Origin of the sequence: Staphylococcus sp. GDX8P54P (assembly GCF_017893165.1) — a bacterium.
Lineage (GTDB): Bacteria > Bacillota > Bacilli > Staphylococcales > Staphylococcaceae > Staphylococcus > Staphylococcus borealis.
In genome coordinates this window covers 1-889 of record NZ_JAESMM010000095.1, presented here as the reverse complement: position 1 = coordinate 889, position 889 = coordinate 1, and the positions used below count along the sequence as shown (strand labels likewise).

The 889-nt window shown below is 25.2% G+C and carries 1 protein-coding gene; it reads right to left on the bottom strand.

Annotation, left to right across the window (positions count from 1 at the left end):
- Positions 1–10: 10 nt before the first annotated feature.
- Positions 11–832, bottom strand: coding sequence for a putative RNA methyltransferase (locus tag KA909_RS13425; protein WP_210130341.1), 822 nt, complete (start codon positions 830–832; stop codon positions 11–13).
- Positions 833–889: the final 57 nt, after the last annotated feature.

Genomic DNA, 889 nt, shown 5'->3' with positions numbered 1-889 from the left:
AAACTCGTTTTCAACTCGTTTTAAAACCACCAACCAAAACCTTAAAACTCATCGTAATTTCACTTAAGTTTTTCTTAATTATTCCTTCTTTTTCTACGTCACTTAAATTCCACGTTAAAGGCGTCATATCAAGTAATTTATTCAATTCTTCTTTATTTAATTTAACCTTATAACTAATGTCTATCATTTCAATTTTATTAAAATTAGCTTCAAATAAATCTATAACCTCAGAATTATCATAATCCTTATTTTTATGATTACTAAAGACTATATTCCTTATTTCTTTTAAATAATCACTATTAGGAATTATTTTTATCAATTTCCCCTCTTTATCTAGAACTCTTTTAAACTCATCATAATTAGAAGGGCTAAGCACATTAATTAAAAAGTCTACATTCCCATTCATAACTGGTATATCAGCTAGATCAGCAACCAACCAATTTATATTTTTATATGATTTTGCTGCTTTTTTTACACCTTCTTTTGCAATGTCTATACCTAAGAATTCATTTTCACCAAGAAATGTTTTACTAATTTCATTTAAAATATAACCCTCACCAGTACCAACATCTATCACATTATTTTTAGTTTTAATCTCATATTTTTTAATAATTTCTATGATTTTTGAAATTAATATCGAATACAAATTGCTACTATCATTCAATTCTCTTCTAGCAATAAACAATTTTTTATCGTATTTACTTTTTTTATGCCCTGAAATTAAATTCGAATAACCCTCTTTTGCAATATCAAAAGTATTGTTATTCTCACATGCTAAAGTTTTATAACCTCTCTTTAATTTTTCATCACATATAGAACACTTAAAAAACATATTCACACCTCCAATCAAATAATTATAAATAACAAAGTTGCTTTATTCCAATTGCTT